Annotated in this window: 11 protein-coding genes and 1 tRNA gene; 1 reads left to right on the plus strand and 11 read right to left on the minus strand. The window is 58.2% G+C overall.

Annotation, left to right across the window (positions count from 1 at the left end; translation table 11 throughout):
- A partial coding sequence (locus Q0I19_RS07725) for a hypothetical protein (RefSeq protein WP_296023531.1) occupies positions 1 to 870 on the minus strand: 870 nt, incomplete at its 3' end.
- Between the two features lie 6 nt (positions 871 to 876).
- Here Q0I19_RS07725 and Q0I19_RS07730 point away from each other — a divergent pair.
- Positions 877 to 9,048 carry a YDG domain-containing protein gene (locus Q0I19_RS07730; RefSeq protein WP_296023534.1) on the plus strand — a complete coding sequence of 2,724 codons (8,172 nt, stop codon included), beginning with the start codon at positions 877 to 879 and terminating at the stop codon, positions 9,046 to 9,048.
- 370 nt (positions 9,049 to 9,418) lie between these two features.
- On the opposite strand, the gene Q0I19_RS07735 is transcribed toward Q0I19_RS07730, so the two are convergent.
- From Q0I19_RS07735 to Q0I19_RS07780, 10 genes are all read right to left on the minus strand, one after another.
- Positions 9,419 to 9,491, minus strand: a tRNA-Ile gene (locus Q0I19_RS07735).
- Between the two features lie 67 nt (positions 9,492 to 9,558).
- Positions 9,559 to 11,022: a thioether cross-link-forming SCIFF peptide maturase gene (gene scfB / locus Q0I19_RS07740; protein WP_294760882.1), complete on the minus strand. Its 1,464-nt coding sequence runs from the start codon at positions 11,020 to 11,022 to the stop codon at positions 9,559 to 9,561.
- A 75-nt stretch (positions 11,023 to 11,097) separates the two neighbouring features.
- The gene (scfA, locus tag Q0I19_RS07745; RefSeq protein WP_078784854.1) at positions 11,098 to 11,244 is read right to left on the minus strand and encodes a six-cysteine ranthipeptide SCIFF; all 147 of its coding nucleotides are present in this window, start codon (positions 11,242 to 11,244) and stop codon (positions 11,098 to 11,100) included.
- Between the two features lie 76 nt (positions 11,245 to 11,320).
- The gene (locus tag Q0I19_RS07750; protein ID WP_294760881.1) at positions 11,321 to 12,745 is read right to left on the minus strand and encodes an aminotransferase class I/II-fold pyridoxal phosphate-dependent enzyme; all 1,425 of its coding nucleotides are present in this window, start codon (positions 12,743 to 12,745) and stop codon (positions 11,321 to 11,323) included.
- The gene (locus tag Q0I19_RS07755) at positions 12,729 to 13,286 is read right to left on the minus strand and encodes a prolyl-tRNA synthetase associated domain-containing protein (protein WP_366012617.1); all 558 of its coding nucleotides are present in this window, start codon (positions 13,284 to 13,286) and stop codon (positions 12,729 to 12,731) included. The genes Q0I19_RS07750 and Q0I19_RS07755 overlap by 17 nt, the downstream gene beginning before the upstream one ends.
- 3 nt (positions 13,287 to 13,289) lie before the next feature.
- Positions 13,290 to 15,785, minus strand: coding sequence for an SMC family ATPase (locus Q0I19_RS07760; RefSeq protein ID WP_294760880.1), 2,496 nt, complete (start codon positions 15,783 to 15,785; stop codon positions 13,290 to 13,292).
- Positions 15,782 to 16,906 (minus strand): exonuclease SbcCD subunit D, encoded by a 1,125-nt coding sequence (locus tag Q0I19_RS07765; RefSeq protein WP_294760878.1) that lies wholly within the window; start codon positions 16,904 to 16,906, stop codon positions 15,782 to 15,784. The genes Q0I19_RS07760 and Q0I19_RS07765 overlap by 4 nt, the downstream gene beginning before the upstream one ends.
- Positions 16,907 to 16,927: 21 nt before the next feature.
- Positions 16,928 to 17,428, minus strand: coding sequence for a GNAT family N-acetyltransferase (locus Q0I19_RS07770; RefSeq protein WP_294760876.1), 501 nt, complete (start codon positions 17,426 to 17,428; stop codon positions 16,928 to 16,930).
- 429 nt (positions 17,429 to 17,857) lie between these two features.
- Positions 17,858 to 18,214 (minus strand): NusG domain II-containing protein, encoded by a 357-nt coding sequence (locus tag Q0I19_RS07775; protein WP_294760875.1) that lies wholly within the window; start codon positions 18,212 to 18,214, stop codon positions 17,858 to 17,860.
- Positions 18,211 to 19,107, minus strand: a complete 897-nt coding sequence (locus Q0I19_RS07780; protein ID WP_294760874.1) for a ribonuclease Z — start codon at positions 19,105 to 19,107, stop codon at positions 18,211 to 18,213. Before Q0I19_RS07780 ends, Q0I19_RS07775 begins: the two co-directional genes overlap by 4 nt.
- Between the last annotated feature and the right edge of the window lie 461 nt (positions 19,108 to 19,568).

The raw sequence follows: 19,568 nt of genomic DNA on the forward strand, positions 1-19,568 counted from the left end.
GAACAGACGGTCGCTGCAACGCAGGAGACGGAAACCCCGACACCTGCGCCGCAAAAAGAGGAATCGCAGCCGGAACAAACGGTCGCTGCAACGCAGGAGACGGAAACCCCGACACCTGCGCCGCAAAAAGAGGAATCGCAGCCGGAACAGACGGTCGCTGCAACGCAGGAGACGGAAACCCCGACACCTGCGCCGCAAAAAGAGGAACCGACCGCCCCTGCGAAAAACGGCGCGGATGAGAATGCCTCGCCCGCAAGCCCCGACGAAAACCCGACAGAGAATACGCCTGCGGCTGCCGAAAAAAATTCCGCAGACGAAGAACCCGGCAAAGAACCCGCTGCTGCAACGGGGAAAGACGAATTGAAAGCAGACGGCAGCCCGTCTGACGACGATGCGGCCAAGGTTCAGAACCGGCTTGTCATGGCCGCTGCCGCCGAGCCGGGCGAACCGACCATGATGGGGCAAAACGAACCCCTCGCCCTTAACGATGCGGAGCAGGACGGCGAAGGCGGCGGGATCTATGTAGCCCCCGGAAGCCCGACAGAAGGGGGCGGCGGGATCTATGTTTCCGAAGGAGACACGCGGACGGAGATTTGGTGCACAATGAAACCCTCTTCCATTCAGCGCGGCTATGACGGCACGACGGACGGCAGCAAGATTCCAATCAACTTGACGTTTACAGACGGCACAAAGACGTTTGAACTCGAAGAAAAAACGGGCTTTACCGCAACAAAGACGTTTGATTCCGCAGACGCGGGATGGCATACCGTCACTGTGGAAATCAAGCTGATCGGTGATGCCGCGGCAAAGTACAAGCTCAAAGAGGGCAAAGAAAAATTTACGATCGATGGCTACATCAACAAGGCCCATCCCGAATTGACCGTATCTCTTTCCAAGACGGCTTGCACGGCGGGCGAAAAGCTCCTGCCGCTGCTGTCTGTCGAGGGTGCGCCGGATGGTGCTGCGGTGACATATTATTATCTGGCTTCCGCGTTAAAAAGCTGGGCGGGCTCTTCTGACGTAGAGGGCAGCGATGCCATGCCCAAGATTGACGAGAACACCGCAATCAGCGAACCCGGCACATATTACGTCTATGCCAAGACCGACAAGACCAATAACTACGAAGAGGGACGGTCAACAACTGCGGAACTCACAGTCAACGAGGCTGTCGTTGAGGCCGCTTCGGTAACAAAATCAGACGGCACGGTTAGCGGTACATACAAAACCCTCCCTGCGGCACTGAATGCGGCACAGGATGGCGACACCGTCAAGCTGCTGGCGAACCATACGACAAAATGGAGCGACGTCGAAGCGGGCGAGTATGCCACTTTGGCTGTCGTCACGAAAACCTTGACGCTCGACCTGAACGGCATGACGGTGGATTATCTCACTGTGGGCGATGTGGTTCCTGACGAGGAGGGCGGAATCCTTGATTCCTACGACGGCAACCTGACCGTCGCAGATAGCGCTCAAGGGGGCAGCTGCGGCAAAATCAAAGACCTCGAATTTGTAAAAGGTTCACTGGCGATTCAGGGCGGCCAGATTGGAGGCTGCCTTACCTGCGACGGGAACAGCGGCACTGTAACCATCAGCGGCGGCACGGTGCTTGGCCTCACAGTAGGCGATGGTGCCACCGTCACCGTCAACAGCGGCTCAGCGCATGCGGGTGCCTGGCTTAACGACGGCACGCTGAACATCACAGGCGGCACGTTCGGCGATGTGAGGTTCTGCAATAACGGTGGTACCATCGCTATCAGCGGCGGCACGTTTGGTACAATTACGAACACCAACGCAAGCGGTTCAATCTCACTCATGCCCCTGCTGGCAGATAACTATGCCTTCTACCAAGGTGACAACGCGCAGAACAGCACTGAAAAAGAGCTGACCAATGTAACGGTCAAGCCCCACACCCACAGCTTTGAAAACGGCAAGTGCGACTGCGGCGTGGCATCAATCGTCGTTGACAATAACAACAGTTGCTACAACACGTTACAGGCCGCTCTGAATGCAGCGGCGAATAACGCTTCTATCACATCGGTAACGCTGGGGCAGGATTTGACCGAGAATGTCACGTTCAACGGGTCGGCGGCTGGGGCGCTCACGCTGAACATGAACGGCCACAAGCTGGAAACAACAGCCGGCGTGCCCCTGACCGTCATCGGCGGCGAGCTGATCATCGAGGGCGCGGGCCAGATCAACCAGAACACCGCTTCCAACGCAAATCCCTTCCCGGCCATCTCGCTCACCGGCGGCAAGCTGGTGATTACGGGCGACCTCTCCGCGCAGGGCGGCTACAACAGCAGCAACGGCCGCAAGCCCGCGATCTATGCCACGAACGGCGAGCTGGATTTGCAGGGCAACGTATCCTTGAACGGCGGTCTGACGATTACCGGAACCGCTAAACTGACCAATCCTCTGACGCAGGGCACGTTCTACGTTGACGCTTCTGAAACCGGTTATGCCATTGCCATCACGGCCAGCGACAACTACAACAAGGCACTTGAGCTGCTAGCCAAGGATCATGCCTTCTATACGGCGGATGACCGTCTTGCGGACGCCGGTGGTTCTAGACTCAGAACCGGAACATACACGATCAAGTCGCATACATGCAGCTATACCCATAATGAAACGAATGGCATGGCCTTCTGCAACTGCGGCAGATGGCACGCACACAAAAATCAGTCCGAAGAAACGTCGGTGCTGGTAAACGGCATCTGCCCCATCTGCGGCTACCATTGCCCGCACAAAAATATAGGCAATGACGGCGTTTGCACGGACTGCAACGCAAAAATGGTTGCCAAGGTAACGGTCGGCGAAACGACCACCTACACGGCCGACCTCGCCGATGCGTTGAACAAGGCCGCCAACGGCACGACCATTACACTGCTGGCAGACACGGAAATTTCGGCTTATGTCAATATCTATGACGAAACCGCAACCGGCGCCGATCAAATGGTCGTCACGCTGGATTTGGCCGGTCACACTGTTACAAGCGGCAATCCGATTGCGATCGGTGCTGACCGCAATGGGCCTGGTTCCCATTACGGCACACTGAAAATCGTCGGAACCGGTAATATTACGTTAGATTCCGTCACTTTGGACACCAGAGAAAAAGGCGTATTGGATTTGACCGACTGGACAGGCGGGTCCATCAGCTCTGTGACAGTAACCAAAATCGGCAATACGAACGAGGGCACGTTGATTGTCGGTAAGGATGCCGGCCACATTGGCAGCTTGGCCTTCGCCTTCGTCAACTGTCCGTCTGCCGAAATCACAAATACCAAGCTGTACGGCGGCAGCTACGACGAAATCATCCCGATCGGCAACGGTACGCTCTCGCTGGCCGGGCTGCTCCCGAATGGCTGCGCATTCAAGAACGCGGACGGCAGCTTTGCAAAAGCCACAGAAAGCAAGCTCTTCAATGTCACGGTTTCCGCATGCGACCACGGCGGCAAGAACGGCTTTGACATAAGCGCCACTGCCTGCCCCCACTGCGGCGCGCCTGCGGTGGCTGAAACAGGCTTGAGCAATGGCGAGGGCGGCATGCTGTGGCGGAGATTTGCTGATTTGCAAACGGCCATTGATGCAGACAGAGACGGCGGCTCAGAATTCAAGCTGCTGACCGACGTGACCGGCGATTATACCATCAACGGCACACAGAACACGGCACTTGACCTGAACGGCCATTCCATCAAGGGCACGGTGACGGTCAATGCCGCCAAGGGCAACTATATCACCACCACTTTGAGCAACACACAAAACTCCACCACGGCCAGTATTGATAAGGTCGTTGCCCACAAGGGTGCAAAACTCGCCGGGTCGAAATATCCTGCGGTAATTGGCACATTGATGTTGGCAGAGTACGCGACGTGGAATAATATTCTGAATGGCACAGCACTTGGATACAAGGTGCTCAACGGAGACGGCACTTACCAGTGGTATGCCCCGGATGATGTCAAAGACTCGCAGTTGAGCAACGTTATCATCAACAGCCTGCCCATCCCCAACAAGACCATGTATCTAAAGGTCAATGGCAAGAACCTGACCGGCAGCTCGCCGAAGGTGGAGCGCGGCACGACCGTCCAGCTCTGCGCCAGCTGCAATGCGAAGGACGCGAATGTATCCATCTACATCGGGGAAACCGTTGGAAACAACGGGCCCACATACAGCCTGAAGAAAGCTGAATATAAAAAGATTGGCACCAGCTGGTACTATGTCGTAGACCTCGACGCAAACACAATCGGAACCTACGATATTTATTTCACCGCCAGCAAGGACGGCTATTCGGTGACGAGCAGCCACAAAACGCTGAAAGTCACCAAGCCGGACTTAAGAAATGCCGTGATCACCTTCCGCAACAACAGCAACGAAAGCACCTATGAGCCTTATCGCTCCACCACTACCGCACCGGGCTTCACCGTAACGCACAACGGCAAGACGCTGAAATTGGGCGTTGATTACACCGCCAGCGGCACTGCTTCCTCTGCTGGCGTAAGCACCCAGACGCTGACCATCAATGCAGCCAAAGGCAGCGACTACACCGGCTCGAAAACCGCCGAATGGAGAATCGTTCCGCACAAGGCGAAGGTCGAGGTCGGAGACGTGATCAAGGCTTACGACGGCACGACCGATCTGCCCGACGGCAAAATTTCGCTTGTAAGCGCAGCAGGCTCCGCAGGCTATCAGGCCGGACTGCCGCTTCCCCTGTCGGAGGGCAACGGTTTCGAGCTGACCGACGCCAAGTATGATTCCGCCAACGCAAGCGAAACAGAAAAGAACATCTCCTTCACCGTCAAGCTGACAGATACGAACTATACCTTTGAAGACGGCACGAAGGAAAAAGCCTTTACGCTGAAGGGTTCGGAAACGGACAAGACCTTCAAGATCGATAAGGCCGCCATCGCGAGTGACACCCAGCTTAATCAGACCGTTTTCAACGATCTGGCAAATACCTACGAGATCGATTTGAATCAAGCTCTGGATAAGATCCTTCCTAAGGGCGGCAATTACGGCGATATCCAATATGGTCGGCCGAGCGTCTTCATGGACTCCGCGTACTATTCCGGCGGCGCAACCATCGGAAACGGCAAGCTGAGCCTGTCCATCAACAAGGCCGCAAGCTCCACGCAAGGTGAAGAAATTGGCACGGTAACCGTCGAGGTCGAAACCACGAACTATCAGACGATCACGCTGACCATCCATGTCAGTGTGCAGGACAAAGTCGTTCCCGTTCCGGCTAAGGGCAATTCTGTCAGCGCAACGGACATCACCTATGGTCAGAAGCTGGCGGACAGTAAACTCACGGTCAACGGCACGATGAAAGACCCCAACACGCTGGAAGAGGTCAAGGGCACGTTCGCGTGGACAGACGGCACAATCAAGCCAGCTGCAAATGACAGCTATGAAGCCGAATGGACGTTCACTCCGGCTGCGGACTACGAGAAATACGCGGCTGTGACCGGAACTGTGACCGTCAAGGTCAAACCGGCGAAGCTGACCGTTTCCGTGGAAGCATCCAGCATGTATTACACCGGCGAGGAACAGATCGCATCGATCATCGCGACTGGAGAAAGCGTAGACAGCACTCCCGTGACGTTCACCTACAGCGACAAGGTAGACGGCAACTATACTTCGCGCGGACCGGCGTTCACCGACGCGGGCACATACACCGTTTACTACAAGGCGGAAGCCGCGAACCACGAACCAGCTACCGGTACGTTCACCGTGACCATCAAACCCATGGAACTCCTGCGCTTTGTCAGCACCCCATCGGTCACTAAGACCTACGATGGGACGGCAGTGGCTCCGCTTTCTGAGGATGCGGTGACGTTCAACAGCAGAAACGCTTCTAATCTCAGCCTCCCCAAGGGTGCTTACAGCATCACGAACGCCCGCTTCACCATGAAGCAGACAGATGAGAGCTATGCGGATTCGCCCGAGGTCGGCAACGGAAAATCGCTTTCCTTCACTGTGACGCTTACGAGCGACAACTATGTGTTTGAAAGCACGACGGAAGATTCCAAAACGATCGTTTGCGATATCTCGACCGATGATGCGAACCGGTTCACCATCACCAAAGCCGCCGCGCCCACGATGCAGCCCATAGAGCTGACCGTTATCAACGGGCTGGCAAAGACTTACTTGGTCAATCTTCCCGCGCTGCCGACGCTGGGCGATAAATGTAAGTACGGCTCCATCAAATATGAGGTCTGCAACTTCGATCTGATTGGAGAGGGCGGCTATGCAAATTCGATGGCAATGATCACATCAAACGATGAGTTCCAGTTGGCTGTCCCGGCTGTCGAATCTCAGACCGAAGGTTCCGTCGGAACCGTAGGCGTCAAGATCACCACGGACAACTATCAGGACATGCTCCTGACCGTTGAAGTCATCGCGAAGAACAAGATCGTTCCCGTGCCGGACGGCGAAATCACCGCAGAGCCAATCACCTTTGGCCAGATCCTGCGCGTCAGCACCATTGCTGGCACCATGAAAGGCGACGGCAAGACGGTCGAAGGCACCTTCGAGTGGACGAATCCTAGTACCAAGCCCGACAAAGTCGGCGACTATCAGGCCGAATGGACGTTCACGCCTAATGCACCGGAATATGCAACCGCGACCGGAACTGTGACCATCAAGGTGAACAAGGCTACCCCCGCCTTCACCGCTCCCACGGCGCAAGATAATCTGACCTATACCGGACAGGAGCAGGCGCTGATTATTGCGGGCAGCACGCAGGATGGCACGATGAAGTACCGTCTGGGCGAGAGCGGCGAGTTCGTTGACAGTATCCCCAACGGAAAGGATGCCGGGACCTACACCGTCTACTATAAGGTCGTGGGTGACGAAAACCACAACGATACCGAACCCGCCAGCGTGCCGGTCAGCATTGGGAAGAAACCGCTGCCGATCACCGGGGTAACGGCTACGTCCAAGACTTATGATGGCACGACAAACGCGGACATTACCAGCGTGACCTTCGACAACGTGATCTTGAACCGAGACACAGACTACACCGTGACCGCCAGCTTTAAAGATGCCGGTGTGGGCAACGGCAAGGACATCACTGCCACAGTGACCTTGATGGATCAGGCCGCGAAGAATTACTTCCTGGAGCAGAGCAGCATCCGCACGACTGGCAGCATCATCAAGGCCGCTGCGCCCACAGTGCAGCCCGTAGAGCTGACCATCTACAATGGTCTGCACAAGACCTATTCCATTGACCTCTCAGCGCTGCTGCCGAAGCTGACTGCTCCCTGTGACTACGGCACGATCACCTATAACAAGAAGGTTGATACCAATCTGGGCGTTGGCTCCTTTATTACCCTTGTAGACGGCAAGACCGGTGAGCTGACACTGGAAGCAAACAGAAGCGGCACGGGCGAAGGACAATTCGGCACGATTACGGTTACAATCTCCACGAGCAACTATGAGGACATCACTCTGACTGTCAATGTCAGCGCGGTGAACCAGATCACCCCCGTGCCGGAGGACGGCACAATCAGCGCAAGCGAGATTACCTATGGTCAGGCGCTGAGCGACAGCGCCATCACGGGCACGATGAAAGACCCCGCCACGGGTGTTGCAGTCGACGGCACGTTTACATGGGACACACCTGACGAGAATCTCAATGCGGGTAGCCATAATGCCAAGTGGACATTCACCCCCGATAAGTCCTACGGTGGAAAATACACGACGGCCACCGGCACTGCAACCGTTACGGTCAACCGCAAGGCGATTCCTGTGAGCATCACGCCCAACGGTGGCACTTACGGCGAGACCATTACCCCTGCCACCGTCAAGGCAAACGATGTTGTGGGCGAGGATACCCCGACCATCACGCTGACCTACACCGGCACAGCCAACGATGGCACCGAGTACAACGACACCACGCCGCCCGCCAAGGCAGGTACTTACACCGTCACGGCGACCACTACCAACCACAATTACACGCTGGACCCCTACACCAACACTGCCAAATTTGCCATCGAGCCGAAGTCCATCAAGGGCGCAAAGGTTGTGCTGGGCAAGGGCCTTATCGCCAACGGCGCGGAACAGACCCAAACGGTGGAAAAAGTCCTGCTGGACGGCAAAGAACTCCCCGCCGATTCCTACATCGTGACGGACAACACCGCCACCGCCCCAGGCAAATACACACTGACTGTCACCGCCCAGGGCAACTATACCGGCGCTGTTGAACAGACCTACGCGATTATCCCCGCCAAGGCCGAGGATGCCCCCGGCGGCAGCGGCAAGGTAAACGTAGATGTCCAATCTGAGGGCGCTGTACCGCCCGCTGCCCTGCTGACCGACAAGGCAGAATTGCTTGCCATGTTGGTGGACAGCGGCGACATTACCGCCGATGAACTGGCACAGATTGCCAATGGCGCAAGCGTGGACATTGTGCTGACCGTGAAAGAGGCCAATGTCCACGATGAAGTCAAAGCGGCGATGGCACAGGCCGCCAAGGACTACACCATCGGGCACTATCTCGACATCAGTCTGTTCAAGTACATGACCGTGAACGGCAGCCAACAGACCGGTGTTCCCCTGCGCACGACCAAGAACGCATTGACGATTTCCGTTGTGGTGCCGGACGCGCTCATCAATACGAACAGCGCGGTCATCCGCACCTACTACATTGTGCGCAACCATGAAGGTACAATTACTGTGCTGGATGCCGCGTTTGACGCAGCCAGCAAGACGCTGACCTTTAAGACCGACCGCTTCTCTTACTACGCGATTGCCTATAAGGACACCCCTGTGCCGGGCAGCGGCAGCAATTCGGGCAGCAATTCGGGCAGCAATCCGGGCAGCAATCCGGGCAGCAGCAATAGTTCGAACGACAGCGAAACCAAGAAGAACGAAGTTGCTGCTCCCACACCTACCCCGACCCCGACCCCTGCAAGCACTTCAAAACCGTCCACCATAACGGCAGCACCGCAAACAGGCGATACCTCCAACCCCACGCTGTACATCGTGCTGCTGGTGGTATCCCTGCTCGGACTTGCAGTTGTATTTGTCTGCAAGAAAAGAAACGATAAGTAATCGGTTATAAAGACAATTACAGATTGTTTTTGGCCCGACAGCCACAACGGCTGTCGGGCCTTTTTTGCGTTCTTTTTTAAGTTTAAGGCGTTGTTGTCGTAGTCCTCACCCGACCCGCGCACCTCCAAATTTTGGGCTATTTCAATGAAACTCAAATTACGGGTCACGGGATTCTCCCGCGGGCTTTCCCCTATGGCTTCCCCCTTTGGGGGAAGCTGTCACCGCAGGTGACTGATGAGGGGGTGCCTACCGGACATTTTCCCCTCATCCGGCGCGCAAGCGCGCCACCTTCTCCCCAAGGGAGAAGGCTTTATCGTCCGACATAAAACAAAAGGTCCATACCGGGACACGGTATGGACCTTTTGTTTTATGGGCCGAGAGGGATTCGAACCCCCACTCAAGCGGTTATGAGCCGCCGGCTTTAACCGTTAAGCTATCGGCCCGCATAACGTACCTAATAGTATAACAGATTTTATGCCGTTTAACAAGGGGGTTTTTCAAAAAATCGCGTCAGTTCTCGCAGACGCCGACGTTGCCGTCCTCGCCGCAGCCGTCGCAGTCGCTCTCAAAACGCACGGCGTTTTGGGCAAGTTCGGGGTCCAGGCGCTGGGCAACCTGCATCATCAGGGCGCACTCCATGCGCTTGCGGAACACCTTGCAGCCGTACTCGTAGGTGCCGTGGATGTCCCCCGTGGCGTGCAGCGCGTTGGCAGCGCAGCCGCCCGCGCAGTACAGCCGCGCCCAGCAATCCTTGCAGTCGGGGCGGGCGTAGACGTTGCACAGCTTAAACTCGTCGCGCAGGGCGGTGTTGGTCACGCCGTCCCAGACGTTGCCCAGCTTGTACGCGGGGTCGCCCACAAACTGGTGGCAGGGGTACAAATCGCCCCAGGGGGTCACGGCCATGTACTCGGTGCCGGAACCGCAGCCCGAAATGCGCTTGTAAATGCAGGGGCCGTGCTTTAAGTCCAAAATATAATGGTAGAAGGTGATGGGCTTGCCCGCCTTTTGGCGGCGCAGCATATCGTTGGCCAGCAGCTCATACTGGTCAAACAGCTTGGGCAGGTCGTCCTCGGTCAGCGCTTCGGGGGAGTCGGGCGATGCAACAACCGGCTCCATCGACAGCTCGGTAAAGCCGAGGTCGTCCGCCATGTGGAACAAATCTTTGGTAAAATCAACGTTGTGATGCGTAAAAGTGCCGCGCATATAGTAGCCCGTGCCGCCGCGTGCCGCCACCAGCTTTTGGAATTTGGGCACGATGCGGTCATAGCTGCCGTTGCCCGCCAGATCGACGCGGAAACGGTCGTTGACTTCCTTGCGTCCGTCCAGCGAAAGCACAACATTATGACATTCCTTGTTGCACCAGTCAATGACCTCGTCGGTAATGCCGATGCCGTTGGTGGTCATGGTAAAGCGGAAATTCTTGTTGTACTTTTTCTCGATGCTGCGTGCATAAGCGACAAGCTGCTTGCAAACCTCGAAGTTCATCAGCGGTTCGCCGCCGAAAAAGTCCACTTCCAGGTTGCGGCGCGTGCCTGAATTTTCGATCAAAAAGTCCAAAGCGCGCTTGCCGGTTTCAAAGCTCATCAGCCCCGCCTCGCCGTGGAACTTGCCCTGCGCGGCAAAGCAGTAGCTGCAATTCAGGTTGCAGGTGTGCGCAACGTGCAGGCAAAGCGCCTTGACCACATTGGAACGGTTTTTGAAGTCAAACGCGTGGTCGGCGTAGGCGTCCGGCGCAAACAGCTGGCCTGCGGCGGTCAGCTCGTCGATGTCGTCAAGGCAGTCGTTGATGTCGGCGGGGGTCACGTCGGCGCGCCCTGCGTATTTTTTGGTCAGGATTTCGGCGGCCTCGGCGCGGGTCTTGCCGGCGTCGATCAGCCCGATGGCGTCATACGCCACATCGTCCACGGCGTGCACGCTGCCGCTGTACACGTCCAGCACAATGTTGTAGCCGCCCAGTTTGTATTGGTGAATCATAGCTGCTCCTATTTGGCAGCGGTCATAAAAAATGCCGGGGTACCTACTGGCAACCCGGCAATAACCGCGTATAAATTACTTATCGGTCTTTTCGCAAGGCTGGTTGGCAATGCCGCAGCTGGTCTTGCAAGCGCTCTGGCAGGAGGTCTGGCATTCGCCGCAGCCGCCGTTGAGCAGGCTCTTAGCCATATCACGGGTTTCGAGAGTCTGAATGTGCTTCATAAAACAGTCACCCCTTTATACAATTTAGAATTACTATTATTCTACACGCTTGGCGCGGAAAAGTCAAGGGCATTTTTCAGGGCTGCAGCACGGCGATTTGCGCGGGCGCGGCGCAGCGGCTGTGGTGCAGGCGGGTGCCCGCGCTTTGCAAATTGCGTGCAGCCGTCAAAAATTGCGGCGTGATCTCCTCACCGGGGGCCAGCAGCGGCACACCGGGCGGGTACGCCCAAATATATTCGGCGGAAATTTTCCCCGCCGCTTCCCGCATCGGCAGCGTTCGGCTGCCCTGCAAAACCGCCTGACCGATCGGCAAAGCCGCCCGCCCGGGTCGCGGCAGCGTCAGCGCGGGGCTTTGTAATTTCTTCGCTGTATCGTCCCATTTTTGCAAAACCTGCGCCAGACGCGGCAGGGTGTCCGCCGCGTCGCAGGGCGAGGTCATGGCCAGAACGTCGTCCCCGCGCACCATTTCCGGCTCAAAGCCGTTTTGCCGCAGAAATTCCGCGCCCCGGCTGCCGATGCGCAGCAAGATTTTGCCTGCATCAAAAGCATAAAAATCGGGGTGGCATTGCAAAGTATCCGCGCCGTGGCACAAAATCGGCGTATGCCGCAAATTTCGCACAGCATCGTCAAAATCATTCAGCTGTTTGCGCCATTCGGCAAAGGCGGCTCTCCCCTGCCCTGCCAGCCACGCGGTACATCCGTCCAGGCTGACCAGCAGCGGATAGCTGGGCGAGCTGGTTTCAAACACGTCCAACTGCCGCTCGATTTCCGCATCGTCGGCCAAGGTCCCGTTCACCTGCAAAAAGGCAGTCTGCGTCAGGCTGGGCAGCGTTTTGTGCGCGCTTTGCACCACCACGTCCGCGCCCGCCGCCACCGCGCCGCCCTGCCAGCCCAGCGGTTCGGCAAAGGGCAGGTAGTGTGCGCCGTGGGCCTCGTCCACCAAAAGTGGCACGCCGTGCGCGTGGCAGATTTTGGCAATTGCCGCAATATCCGAAACCACACCCTCATACGTCGGGCTGGTTATCACGACACAGCGTATATTTTTGTGCTGTTCCAGCGCCGCCTGCACGTCGGCGGGCTGCACGCTGCCGTACACGCCAAAGGCGGGGTCCACCGGCGGCAGCAGGTAATGCGCGCGCAGCTGCCCCAGCTCCACCGCGTGGTAGACCGCCTTGTGGCAGTTGCGCGCCACCAGAATTTCACTGCCGAAGGGTGCCAGCGCGCGCACACCCGCCAGCAAGCCCACCGTGCTGCCCCCCACCAAATACCAACAGCGGCGGCTGCCGTACAGCGCGGCGGTACGCCGCATGGCATCGGCCAGAATGCCGTCGGCCTCGTGCAGGTCGTCGGCGCCGTCAATTTCCGTCATATCCCAGGCGGCGCAGCCCAGACCCGCAGCGGGCCAAACGCGGCGCTTGTGGCCGGGCATGTGCAGCGGCGTGCGGGCGGCGGCCAAGGCTTCCAGCTGCTTTTGCAGCGAGGATTCAGGTTGCATCGTCATAGCGGGGCAGCTCCACAAATAGGGGGGTATGATGTAAGGCGGGTATGATTTTCTGCGTCAAATCGTCTGTTTTTATGCGCAGACTGGACGTATTCTCGCACGGGTGGCAGCCGAAAAACGCCCGCCCCGTCACCTCGCTGTCGATCAGCAGCTGCACACGGTTGTCGGTGTCGTTCATCAGCGCCAGAATGCTGACGCTGCCGGGGTGCACGTCCAGCAGCTCGCCCATTTTTTCGGCGGTGCCGAAACTCAGCCGCGCCACGTTCAGCTGGTGGCTGATATCCTTGGTCTTAAAGGTCTTGTCCTCAGGGATCAGCAGCAGATAAAACTGCGTCTGCTGGCGGTTGCACAAAAACAGGTTTTTGCAGATCATTGCCTGCAGCACCTCGTCGATTTCCGCGCAAAGCTGCATCGTGTCGGCAGGGGCGTGGTCAACGCGCTCATACGCGATGCCCAGCGCATCCAAAAAGTCGTAGCATCGCTGTTCCCGCGGTGCGCGGGCGGCGGCATCGGCGGGCCGCCCCTTGGTAAGCTGCATCATAAATTACTCCACCACCACTTCGGCGCGGCTGCCCGCGCGGGTCTTGCTGACACGGATCTGCCGTGTCAGGCGGTCCTGCAGCGCCTCGACGTGGGAGATCACGCCGATCAGCTTGTTGCCGCCTGTCAGCCCTGCCAGGGTATCCACGGCCTTTTCCAGGCTGTCGGCGTCCAGCGAACCGAAGCCCTCGTCAATAAACAGCGTTTCAATGGTCACGCCGCCCGCATTTTGCTGGATGGTATCGCTGATGCCCAGCGCCATGCTCAGCGCGGCCATAAAACTCTCGCCGCCCGAAAGACTGCCCACGGGGCGGGTCTTGCCGGTGTAGGCGTCAAACACGTCCAGGTCCAGCGCCGTCTTGCCCGAAAGGCTTTCGCTCTTGCGGCGCAGCAGCTTGTACTGGCCGTCGGTCATGCGGGTAAAGCGCAGGTTGGCGGCCTCGACCACGCCGTCAAAATAGAACGCCTGAACGTACTGTTCAAACGGCAATTTAATTTTGCCCGCCAGGTTGCCGTTGATGGTCTTGCTTAAATTGTCCCACATGGTGCGTTTTTCGCGGGCGGTCTCCCACCTTTTGCGGGTGGTCTGCAAGCCCTGCTGGGCGGCGCGGTTGGCGTTCTGGCGCTGCACGGCGGCGTCCCGCAAAGCAATGGCGGCGGCGCGGTCGGTCTGCAAGCGCTGCAGGGCGGCCATCAGCTTGTTCAGCGTTTCGGGGTCGTTGCGCTTGGGCAGCGTCTCCTGCATTTGCTGCACGCGGGCCAGCGCGGCGGCGTGTCCCGCCTTGGCGTTGGTGGCGCGGCGCACGGCGGCAAAGGACTGTTTTTCCAGCACGGACATCTGCTGGTTCAGAATGTCCAGCCGATGCAGCACGGCGTCCAGCTGCTCGGTCTCTTTTTTGTAGCGGTTCAGCTGCTTGTGCAGCCCCAGCAGGCCGTCGTCCAGGCTTGTCTGCTGGGTGCTCAGTGCCTCGTACAGGGCGGGGTTGTCCAGCTCGGCGGCGGGGCGGCCTGTGTAGCGCGCGCCGCGCTTGGCAAAAAATTCGTCGGCTTCACGCACAATATTGGTGCGCAGTTCCTCCACGCGGGTCACGGCCTCACCGGCGGCGCGGCTGGCGTCGGCTGTTGCGCGGCGCTGGGCGGCCAGCGATTTTTCGCGCTGCTCCAACTGTTTTTCGGTCACATGGTTTTTGGGCAGCTCGGCAATTTTGGGGTGCTGACGGCTGCCGCAGACGGGGCAGGGGCTGCCGGCATGCAGTTCCTGCGCCAAAAGCCCGGCGCGGTTGGCATTTAATTGCCGCTGCATCGAGATATATTCGTTTTCGGCCTCGTCCAGCTTTTCCTGCGCGGCGGCGTAGGCGGCCTGCTTTTTCTCGGCGTCGGCGCGCTGCTCGGCCTCCTGTTCCAGTTCCTTCAAAAGGCGCTCGCAGGTCACGGTCAGGCTTTGCGCCAGCTCGATCTGATGCTGTAATTTTACCTGCTCGGTGTCGGTGCGGCCCAGGCTGTCGCGCTGCTTTTCGGTGTCCGCGATGTTTTCTTTCAGCGCCGTCATGCGTTTTTGCAGCTCGTCCTGCTCGGCCTCGCTCTTGGTCTGCACCTCGGCGGTGCGGTCGGCCTCGGCCTGCAGTTCCTCCAGCTGGCGGCGGCGGACGGCCTGCTGCTCTGCCAGCTTGACACCCGCATTGCCGCGTGCGAGTTTTTCCTCTAAGCTATGTATAATTTCGTTCTGGCGGTCGGCGGTCTGCGCGTCCTGCCGCAGCAAAGCATCGGCCAGGGCCAGCGCCTTGTCGGTCGCAAAAACCTCCTGCTCGGTCTGCATTTCGGCCAACTCTGCCGCCGTTTCGGGCACGGCGGGGTCGGCCTGCAGGCTGCTTAAATGCAAAAGCAGGGTGTCCTCCAGACGGGAACAGGCGTCGGCGGCCTTGGTGGCCTCCTGCACGGCGGCCTGCCCCAGACGCTGGTGGTCGGAGGTATCAAAAATTTGACGCAGTATCGCGGCTCTTTCGGCAGAGGGGGCGTTGAGCAGGCGGGTAAAATCGTTTTGCGCCAGCATGGACACCTGCGCAAACTGTTTGGCGTCAATGCCCAAAAGCTGCGTTACAGCGTTGGTTACGGCCACGGCACCGCTGACAGGCTCCTCCGGCTCACGGAGCAATTCCGCCTTGGGCGGGCATTTTACCACGCCGCTGCCGCGCTTGGCGGCGCGCTGCTGTTCGGGCCAGCGGCGCACGGTGTAGCTGCGGTCGCGGTGGGTAAATTGCAATTCCACGCAGGTCTCGGCCGTGGGCTCGGCAAAATCACTGCGCAGCATCGTTGTTTTTCGGTTTTCGCCGGTGGTTTCGCCGTACAGGGCAAAAGTGATGGCATCAAACAGCGCGGTCTTGCCGCTGCCGGTGTCGCCGCCGATCAAAAACAATCCGCTGCCGCCAAAGGCCGAAAAATCCAACTCGGTCTGCCCGGCGTAGGGGCCAAAGGCGGTCAATCGCAAGCGTTCCGGCTTCATTTTTGCGCCTCCTCTCGGATCTTAGCCACAGCGGCGGCCTCGGCGTCGGTCAGGGGGCGGCCGTTCATCTGCTCAAAAAAGTCCTCAAACAGTTCCTCAAAGCTCTTGCCTTCCACGGCCAGCGCCGGGTCGGCGGTTTCGGCCTCCTCGCGCGGGCGGTAATCCAGCCGCATGGCGTTGGGGTAGGCGGCCCGCAGCGCGGCCATCGCCTCGGGCAGGGGCGTGGGGTCGGTCAGGGTGGCCCAGATGTAATCCGACGTGTCGGTGGGGTTTTCGGTCAGCTTGGCCAGCGGGCCTGTCAGATGCCGCATCTCGCGGCGGGGCTTCAGCGGCACGACCTCCACGCGGTCCAGCCCGCGGCGGCCCAGCTTGACCAGCGTCACGGATTTTTGCGCGCCGCACTCGTCCAGGTGGTAGCACAGCGGTGCGCCCGCGTAGCGCACCCCGTTTTTGCCGACACTTTGCGGGCGGTGGATATGCCCCAGCGCCGTGTAGCAAAATTCAGAAAAATGCGATGCATCGACAGCTTCTACCGTGCCGACGTTGACAGGCACCGTCTCGCTGCCGGACAGCTTGGGGCTTTTGGCCCCCGCAATGACCATCTGGTGCGCCACCAGAACCCTGCGCTTGGCGGCGGGCACGGCCCTTTGCAGGGCGGCCGCCACGGCGGCGTCATAGTCGGGGATATCGACATCGGGCAAAAAATGGCGCACGGTCGCGGCCCGCACAAAGGGCAGCAGGCAGAATTCGACATCGCCGTAATTGTCGGCCAACACGACCTGACGCGGCGCGCCGTTGAACCGCCCCGCCAGATACACCCCCTGCCCTGCCAGCAGCTGGGCGGCAAAATCCAGGCGCTCGGCGCTGTCGTGGTTGCCGGAAACCGCCAGCACGGGCAGCTGCCGCGCCGAAAGCTGGGTCAAAAACCAGTCCAGCAGCGTGCAGGCGGCGGCGGGCGGCACGGGGTTGTCGTAGATATCGCCCGCCATCACCACGGCCTCGACCTTATTTTTGTCGCAGATATCCAGCACCTGCTCCAAAATAAAGCGCTGATCCTCCAAAAAATCGAACCCGTTGACCCGCTTGCCCAGGTGCAGGTCCGCAAGATGCAAAAATTTCATGGATGTACCTCTTTGGTCCTGTTACCGCCACAGCTTCTCGTAGGTGGCAATATCTAACGTCACACCGTCCAAAACTTCCATAGGCACGACCTCTGCCTTGCGGAAACGGCACTTTTTGCAAAAGCCCTCGGCCTTTAGGTCCTTGGCCCAGAATTTGATATACAGGCGGCTGCGGCCGTCGCCCTCGGCCAATTTTTGGGCGTAGGCGGCGATGCTGCGGCCTATCCCCTGCCCGCGCGCCTCCTCTTTTAAGAAGATGCGGCTCAGGCACATGGCACCTGCGGGGCCGAGGTCCAGCGCAAAATAGCCCACCGGCTCGCTGCCCAGGTAGACGAGAAAGTAGTTGATGACGCCGCTGTGAATTTCGTCATCGGTCAGGATATCGCTTTGGTATTTTTCGGCCAGCGCCGCCGCGACCTTGGGGGTCAGCTTGGTGTAGTGCTGCACAAAAATTTCCTGTGCCAGCTCGCTGACCAGCGAAACATAGCGGGACTTGGTGACCTGCTTAAAGGTAGGATTCATGGGTAACTCCTTTTTTTAGATAAGAGATAATAGATAAAAGATAATAAATATGGTGCGCCGCCCGCGGCGGCGGTTTTAATAAATGGCAGTTTCGGTAGTTTTGTAGGGGACGCATATATGTGTCCCGCAGTTTGTCAAAAAAATCACTTTTCGGGATATTTGTAGGGATGGGTCTTGACCCATCCGCACATCTGGCCGCGCGCAGCGCATAAAATCGCGCCGAATGGCGCGCGGTTTTCTCGCTGTGTCGTGCTGTTGGCAAGGCAGCACGGAACGGTCAAGACCGTTCCCTACAAACCAACCGAAAGGGTGCATAAGATTAAATAAGGTTTTTCGACATTCTGATCGTGCCGCCGACGGCGGCACACCTTTTTTATTATTTATTATTTCTTATTTATTATTTGTAAATCGTCTGTCTATCGCCTTGTATCACGGTTTCCCGTCAATAACCGTTACACTCGCCCTGGCCGGCATACACGCCGCCCAGTCGCCTGCCTCGCGCAGGGTGCCGAAATTTTCGCACAGGTGGTCGGGGCAGGGGCTGTCGATAAACCGTATCCCGCCGTTTTGCACCTGCAAATGAATGGTATACTTCCCCGTGTCGATGTCGTACACGGCGTCGCGGGTCAGGTCAATGTACTGCTTTTCTGCGTTTTCGCCGTACTGCAAAACGGCAGTGTTCCCCTGCCCTTTTGTGTGGGTAAAGGCAAAAAGCAGCGCTGCAACGGCTAAAATTACGCATACAAACAGCAGCTCTTTTTTATGGGCGGCAAAAAAATGTTTCATGCTTTGTCAAAATCCATTTCTTCCTGCATACCGTCCACCCCGGCGCGGGCGGCGGCAAAACGCTCCTGCGCGGCGGCAAGGCCGGGTGCCGTGTCGGTCACGGCGGCGCTGTAATGGGTCAGCCACAAGCGCCGCACGTTGGCTTCGGCGGCCAGCTCCCCCGCCTGGCGGCAGGTCGAATGTCCGTACAAAACCGCCTTGGGCAGGTCGGCATCGTCGGCGTAGGTGGCGTCCATGCACAAAAGGTCGGCGTCCTGCGCGGCGTTCAGCAGTGCCTCGCAGGGGGCGGTGTCGGTGGCATAGACCAGCTTCAACCCGCGGCGCGCGCTGCCCAAAACCTGGTCGGGCGTAAAGCCCGCCACGCTCTGCCCGGATTGCAGCAAGCTCCAGTAGGCAAGGGGAATGTTTGCCGCTTTCGCCTTAGCTGCGTCAAATTTTCCGGCGCGGGGGAGTTCAATTTTATACCCCAGGCACCGCACACGGTGCTGCAGCGGGATAGCCTGCACGCACAGCGGCCCGATTTGCAGGGTTTCGTCGCGGCGTACCTCCTGCCACTGCACCTCAAACGGCAAAGGGCCCGCCAGCACTTCCATGGCCGCCGACACCGAGCTGATGCCCACCGGCCCCGCCACGATCAGCGGCGCGGTGCGGTTTTGGCTGCCCATGGTCTGCAAAAGCCCCGGCAGGCCGAAAATATGATCCCCGTGGTAGTGCGTCAGCAGCACGGCGTCCAGCTTGTACAGGCTGATACCGCATTGCCGCAGCCTTGTCTGGGTGCCCTCGCCGCAGTCGATCAGCAGCGAGGCGCCGTTGGTATGTACCGCCATGCAGGCCAGTGCGCGGTCGGGCAGGGGCTGGGTGCCGCCGGTGCCCGGCAATGTTACCTGTATCAAGTCAAGACCTCCTTTTTTGTAAGTCCTAAAGTACCCCATTATCCTAAATAGTATAGCACATTTTTGCGGCAAAATAAAGCCCCTATGCTTATTCGTATACAGTATATTTATACAAGGCTTATACACACAAAAAGCTGCCCGCTTTATTTTATAAAGCAAGCAGCTCAGGGGTTTTGTCCTTATTGTCCAAGGCCGTTTACGCAGCGCCTTGTTTACGGGAAATTGCCATAGTTACTAATACTATTTTAGTAGTAGTAGTAGGGGGTGTTAAAACGGTGGAAAACCCGCCAAACCCCGATAACGGTGCAGAAAACGGGGGTGGAATTTTTCCCCCGCCGTTGTTAGGATTTTTGTGGAAACTCTTAACAACTTTTTCTTTTCCACAGCGCCCCGGGAAAACTCCTTGTTGAAAACTGAAAACTCTGTGGAAAACCGACGCCCTTCGACAGACTTTTTACAGT

Source organism: uncultured Gemmiger sp. (genome assembly GCF_934561205.1).
Lineage (GTDB): Bacteria > Bacillota > Clostridia > Oscillospirales > Ruminococcaceae > Gemmiger.